Raw genomic sequence first — 4,561 nt, 5'->3', positions numbered from 1 at the left:
CCCAGCTTGGTCTGGGGGATTTTTTTGTGGTTTCCCTAGCAACAAGAATGAAGTTTCGCCTACCCTCCAAGTGAAGAGGAACGGTTCGAGCCGCAGGGATCAGTGGGTGGCGCTCAGTTCCTTGGTTGGGCAGCATTGCAGAGCAGCAGGGCATCTGGATCCCAAAGGATCTGCCCATCAAGAGCCATTCTCCCCAACACCGGCATTCCTACTTGGGCTTCCAGGCGCGGGATCAAAGTTGCATCCAGCTTTTCCAAGGCTTGGGGATCCCCAGTTTCGGTCAGGGATCCAATCAGCACCCACCCCAAACCGCGGGCCTTGGCTTGGCGTAACAGGGCGGCAAAAGCAGCACCTTGGCTCAGAGCGGTCTCCCGCTGCAGCGTCAGCAGCAAGCTCAACCCCCACGCATGGGCCAGATCCGCCCAAGTTTGGCCTGGCCCCAGGGGATCGGCAACGCTGCCCGGCAAAACCAGTAGGGGATCTTTTTCTCCTGCCCACTCGGAGATTTGTTGCCAGAGGGCCTTTAGCTGAGCTTCCGAAGGGTTGGGATCCACTCTGAGCCGGCCCCAAGGGCGTTGAACCACCTGCTGCCAAGCGTCGGCCACTGCCGTAGCTCCTGGGATCCCCGGCCAGGTGTTGGCCACCATCACCTTCATGGCTCTGCCTCCCATAGGGCGAGAAACTCCGGCTGGATCTCGAAGCCAAACACCAAAGCCATATCCCGCAGCATGGAGACGGATCCCAGGTTCTGCTGCTTAAACCACCGCATCAACACAAAGATCTTCTGATAGACAAAGACCTCCAACGCTTCTGGGTTGTAAACAATACCCTCCCGAGGGTTGAATTGGTGGGGCACCATCATAGCCGCGTAACGGGCGAGTTCTCCTTGGCGCCAATTGAGAAAGTAGGGCATCCAGGGGTAGACTGTATCCCAACGAATAAACCACAGGCGCACCTCCGGGATCTCGGACAGCTCCCGTGGATCCTCAGGGCTGCGCGGCCAATCGATGGCGCATTGCACCTGCTGGGCAGCACGCACGGGATCGGCCATCAAGGTTTTCACCAGCTCATGGCCGGGGGTGAGATCCAGAGTTTGAATGGCCTTGGCAGGAAGGTAGAGGGTAATCGGCACGGCAACACAGCTATCTGGCTTGCAAATGCAGCTTATCTCAGCTCTGCTCTGTCTTGCTCGCCACTGGGATCCCTAGACGGGTGAGATCCAGGGCAAAACCTGCCGTTACCAAAAACACTTGGTCGGCCAGGGGAGCCAGCCTTTGGGTCAGTTCCCCCATCCGATCCCGAAACCGCCGCCCCAGTGGGTAAGCGGGCACCACCCCCCAGCCCACTTCTTCAGACACCAGGAGGATCTCCCCTCTATGGCTTTGCAAGGTTGCCAAGAAGGATTGCACCAAGGGATCCCATTCTGAAGAGGGACAGTCTAGGCCCTGCGCCACCCATCCCCCCAGCGAATCCACCAGCGCACAGCAGGGCTGGGGTAACTTTTGCAGTTCTGCCCCCAAGTCCCTCCCGGTTTCCCAAGTTTGCCAACCGGAAGGTCGTCGTTGCCGGTGCTGTTGAACGCGCTCTGCCCACTCTGGGTCAGTCTCAGGATCGGGTTTCGGCCCGGTAGCCAGGTAGATAACCGGCAAGCCCGAAGCCGCAGCCAAACCCTCTGCCAGCCGGCTTTTGCCAGAGCGCACAGGGCCACAGATCAGCACAATCGCCATTGGGTAGAATGGAAATCCACTGACGTTTGAGTCTAACCTCGACAACAGCCTGCTGAAGTCCTCAGCCGAGTGGTACCCGGTCAATCCTGAGGCTGAATCTCTATGCCCATCCGAATCGAGCACGCTGCCCAGCTGGAAGAGAAAACCTATTTTGCTCACGCCGGTTTAGAGCCTTTTCCTCTGCTCACGATTGGCTCCCTAAGCTACGGATATGAGTTTTTCCTTCATTGGATGGGAGAGTCATCCCGCGTCAAGATTGGACGTTGCACTTCGATTGCAGGAGGGGTGCATTTTTTCGTAGGGTACGAGCACCATACTGACTGGGTTACTACTTACCCTTTCACCCATTTACCTGATTCCTGGCGAGAGCTTCGTGCTTTGAAAGGGCACCCTGTAACTCGCGGAGATATTGTTGTTGGCCATGATGTTTGGATTGGCTATGGCGCTAAGATTCGCTCGGGGGTAACCATTGGAAATGGAGCAGTTGTTGGAATGGGTGCTGTGGTAACTCGAGATGTCCCCCCTTATGCCATTGTTGCGGGCGTGCCAGCGAGGGTGGTTCGCTACCGTTTTGCACCTGAAGTGATCGAGTGGCTTATCCAACTTGCTTGGTGGGATTGGCCCCTTGAAGCCATACGCCAGGCAGCACCTCTTCTCTGTCGGCCACTAGATCAGGAAGCAATGTCAGGGCTTTCTCAGATCAAGCAAAGCCTTCTTGCTGTTTGAAACTACTTGAGAAATTCCCCGCAGGCTAAGATGAGAGTTGGTTACGCTTGAAAAAACAATCTCGAATAACCTGACTGTACTTCAGGCTCAAAAGCTCGACCATGACAGATCCCAAGCCAACATCTCCGCCTGAACAAAAGGCTGCTTCGGCCTCTTTTCGATCTGCTCAACCGCTCTGGCTCAGCCTAGCGCTGGGGATCACCACTGCTCCCGTTTTGTTGGGCTTGGTCTTGGCAGATCGGGCCGGGAAATGGCTGGGATCCCTGAGCTGGGAAGATCCGGGTTGGTGGCTGGGGGAGCGGCTGCCCAACTTAGACAGCGCCCCGCTACAGGCCCATGAGCAACAGCGCAAAAACTCTGCCCCGGTCGAGAACCCCTAGCTTCTCTGTCACTTTCGTATCATAGGAAAGCGAACTAGCAGCAGGAGTTAACAGCCTTTGCGTAGACCGGCCAAACCGTCTCAGGAGCTCGCCTCCACATTCTCGGGGGTGCTGTTCTGGCTGAGCGCGTTTCTCTTCACAACGGTGTTGAGTGCTTGTCTGGGCTACCTATTTGGTCAGCGAGCTCTATCGGGGGTTTCTTCTCCCGTCACCGGCGCCGGTCGGGCTTCTCCTTCCCGCGAAGTTCGGGATCCCCGTACTGTGCCTTTGCTGAACGAGGCTGAGGTAATTGCAGCAGCCGAAGCCAGCCTTCGTCCGTCCCCAACTCCCACCCCCCTCTTTACCCCAGCACCCACGCCGGTTGCAACTCCCACTCCAACACCCACCCCCAGATTGTCTCCTGAATTGGCGGCGGCCCCGTCGCCAACTCCTCGCCCCGCCACTCCATCTCCTCCACCTCCCCGTCCGCGTCAGCAGGACGGAGTTCTTGCCCCGCCGGCGCCCACACCACCTCCGCCCCCCCTACCAATTGCCGCCAGTGGACAGGTCTCTATGCAGGTGCTCTCGGTTCGTCGCGAGGGAAGCCAAGTGGTTCTGAATGTAGCTATGCAAAACAACTCGGCAGAGACGGTGCGCTTTCTCTATAGCTTCCTGAACATTACTGACGACAATGGACGGTCAATCAACGCGCTCACCCAGGGTTTGCCGGGGGAGCTGCCCCCCAATAGCCAAGTCTTCCAGGGAACCATCCGCATCCCAGCCTCGAGCCTAGCCGGATCCCGATCCCTGTCCCTGAGTTTGGCTGATTACCCCAGCCGCCGCCACCGAGTGGGAGCCAGTGGGATCCCAGTGCCGCCGTAACACCCCTCTTCCTTTAGCTTCAGACCACAGATCCGGTCATGTAGCGTTGCGGAGCAACAGGAGCAACAAAGTTTGTACGGGGAACATGAGGTGGAGTTGAGAAGAGGTGCCTAGCCCAACCTTTGAACAGCCTGAGGAAATCCGAGCGCTTTTTGACCGCATTGCTCCCCACTATGACTCCCTCAACCAAACCTTGAGCCTGGGCCTCCATCAGGTTTGGAAGCGTATGGCCGTGCGTTGGTCGGGCGCCAGCTCAGGAGGATATGTGCTGGATCTGTGCTGTGGAACCGGTGATCTGGCTCTGCAGTTGGCTCGCCGAGTAGGACGAAGGGGACATGTGGTGGGCCTAGATTTCTCTCCCGCCATGCTGGCGATTGCCCGGCGTCGCTCCCGGCTCTTCCCTGGCTACTCCCTGGAGTGGGTTTTGGGAGATGCCTTGGCCTTACCTTTTCCCGACAGTAGCTTCGATGCCATTACCATGGGCTACGGCTTGCGCAATGTAACCGATATTCCCCAAGCCTTGCGAGAGATTAGGCGAGTACTGAAGCCAGGACGTCGTGCCGCCATTTTGGATTTTCACCGCCCCACAGGGATCCCTCTTTGCGAACAATTTCAGCGCTGGTACTTGAACACTCAGGTGGTTGCCCAGGCCGAAACTTTGGGACTGGGATCCGAATATGCCTACATTAATCCCAGCCTAGATCGCTTTCCCTCTGGAGAAGAGCAACGACAAATGGCCCTGCAGGCAGGGTTCGCCAGTGCCAAGTTCTACCCCCTAGCGTGGGGCATGATGGGGGTACTGGTGATTGAGAAGTTTCGTATTGTTTCCATTAATTCCACTAGGTCGTGTTGATCTTATGTTAGGAT

General features: G+C 57.3%; 7 protein-coding genes. 4 read left to right on the top strand and 3 right to left on the bottom strand.

Features of this window, described 5'->3' with window-relative positions:
• Positions 1-113: 113 nt before the first annotated feature.
• From NW818_RS05735 to cobU, 3 genes are read right to left on the bottom strand one after another with little or no spacing between them, the layout of a single operon-like run.
• Positions 114-656, bottom strand: coding sequence for a hypothetical protein (locus NW818_RS05735; protein ID WP_414424054.1), 543 nt, complete (start codon positions 654-656; stop codon positions 114-116).
• Entirely contained in the window at positions 653-1,132 is a 480-nt protein-coding gene (locus NW818_RS05730; protein ID WP_414424053.1) for a CRR6 family NdhI maturation factor, read from the bottom strand. Before NW818_RS05730 ends, NW818_RS05735 begins: the two co-directional genes overlap by 4 nt.
• Before the next feature lie 37 nt (positions 1,133-1,169).
• Positions 1,170-1,727, bottom strand: a complete 558-nt coding sequence (cobU, locus tag NW818_RS05725; protein ID WP_414344546.1) for a bifunctional adenosylcobinamide kinase/adenosylcobinamide-phosphate guanylyltransferase — start codon at positions 1,725-1,727, stop codon at positions 1,170-1,172.
• A 102-nt stretch (positions 1,728-1,829) separates the two neighbouring features.
• On the opposite strand from cobU, the gene NW818_RS05720 reads away from it, so the two are divergent.
• From NW818_RS05720 to ubiE, 4 genes are all read left to right on the top strand, one after another.
• Entirely contained in the window at positions 1,830-2,453 is a 624-nt protein-coding gene (locus NW818_RS05720; RefSeq protein WP_414399320.1) for a CatB-related O-acetyltransferase, read from the top strand.
• Between the two features lie 101 nt (positions 2,454-2,554).
• Positions 2,555-2,833: a hypothetical protein gene (locus tag NW818_RS05715; protein ID WP_414424052.1), complete on the top strand. Its 279-nt coding sequence runs from the start codon at positions 2,555-2,557 to the stop codon at positions 2,831-2,833.
• A 147-nt stretch (positions 2,834-2,980) separates the two neighbouring features.
• Positions 2,981-3,694, top strand: coding sequence for a hypothetical protein (locus NW818_RS05710; protein ID WP_414424051.1), 714 nt, complete (start codon positions 2,981-2,983; stop codon positions 3,692-3,694).
• A 106-nt stretch (positions 3,695-3,800) separates the two neighbouring features.
• The gene (gene ubiE, locus NW818_RS05705; RefSeq protein ID WP_414424050.1) at positions 3,801-4,547 is read left to right on the top strand and encodes a bifunctional demethylmenaquinone methyltransferase/2-methoxy-6-polyprenyl-1,4-benzoquinol methylase UbiE; all 747 of its coding nucleotides are present in this window, start codon (positions 3,801-3,803) and stop codon (positions 4,545-4,547) included.
• Positions 4,548-4,561: the final 14 nt, after the last annotated feature.

This window comes from Synechococcus sp. R6-5 (assembly GCF_047461775.1).
Lineage (GTDB): Bacteria > Cyanobacteriota > Cyanobacteriia > Thermostichales > Thermostichaceae > Thermostichus.
This window is presented reverse-complemented; position numbering and strand designations above follow the sequence as displayed.

Coding starts and splice junctions, on each gene's coding strand:
- NW818_RS05735 (WP_414424054.1), bottom strand. CDS start 656: ATGAAGGTGATGGTGGCCAACACCTGGCCGGGGATCCCAGGAGCTACG.
- cobU (WP_414344546.1), bottom strand. CDS start 1,727: ATGGCGATTGTGCTGATCTGTGGCCCTGTGCGCTCTGGCAAAAGCCGG.
- NW818_RS05720 (WP_414399320.1), top strand. CDS start 1,830: ATGCCCATCCGAATCGAGCACGCTGCCCAGCTGGAAGAGAAAACCTAT.
- NW818_RS05715 (WP_414424052.1), top strand. CDS start 2,555: ATGACAGATCCCAAGCCAACATCTCCGCCTGAACAAAAGGCTGCTTCG.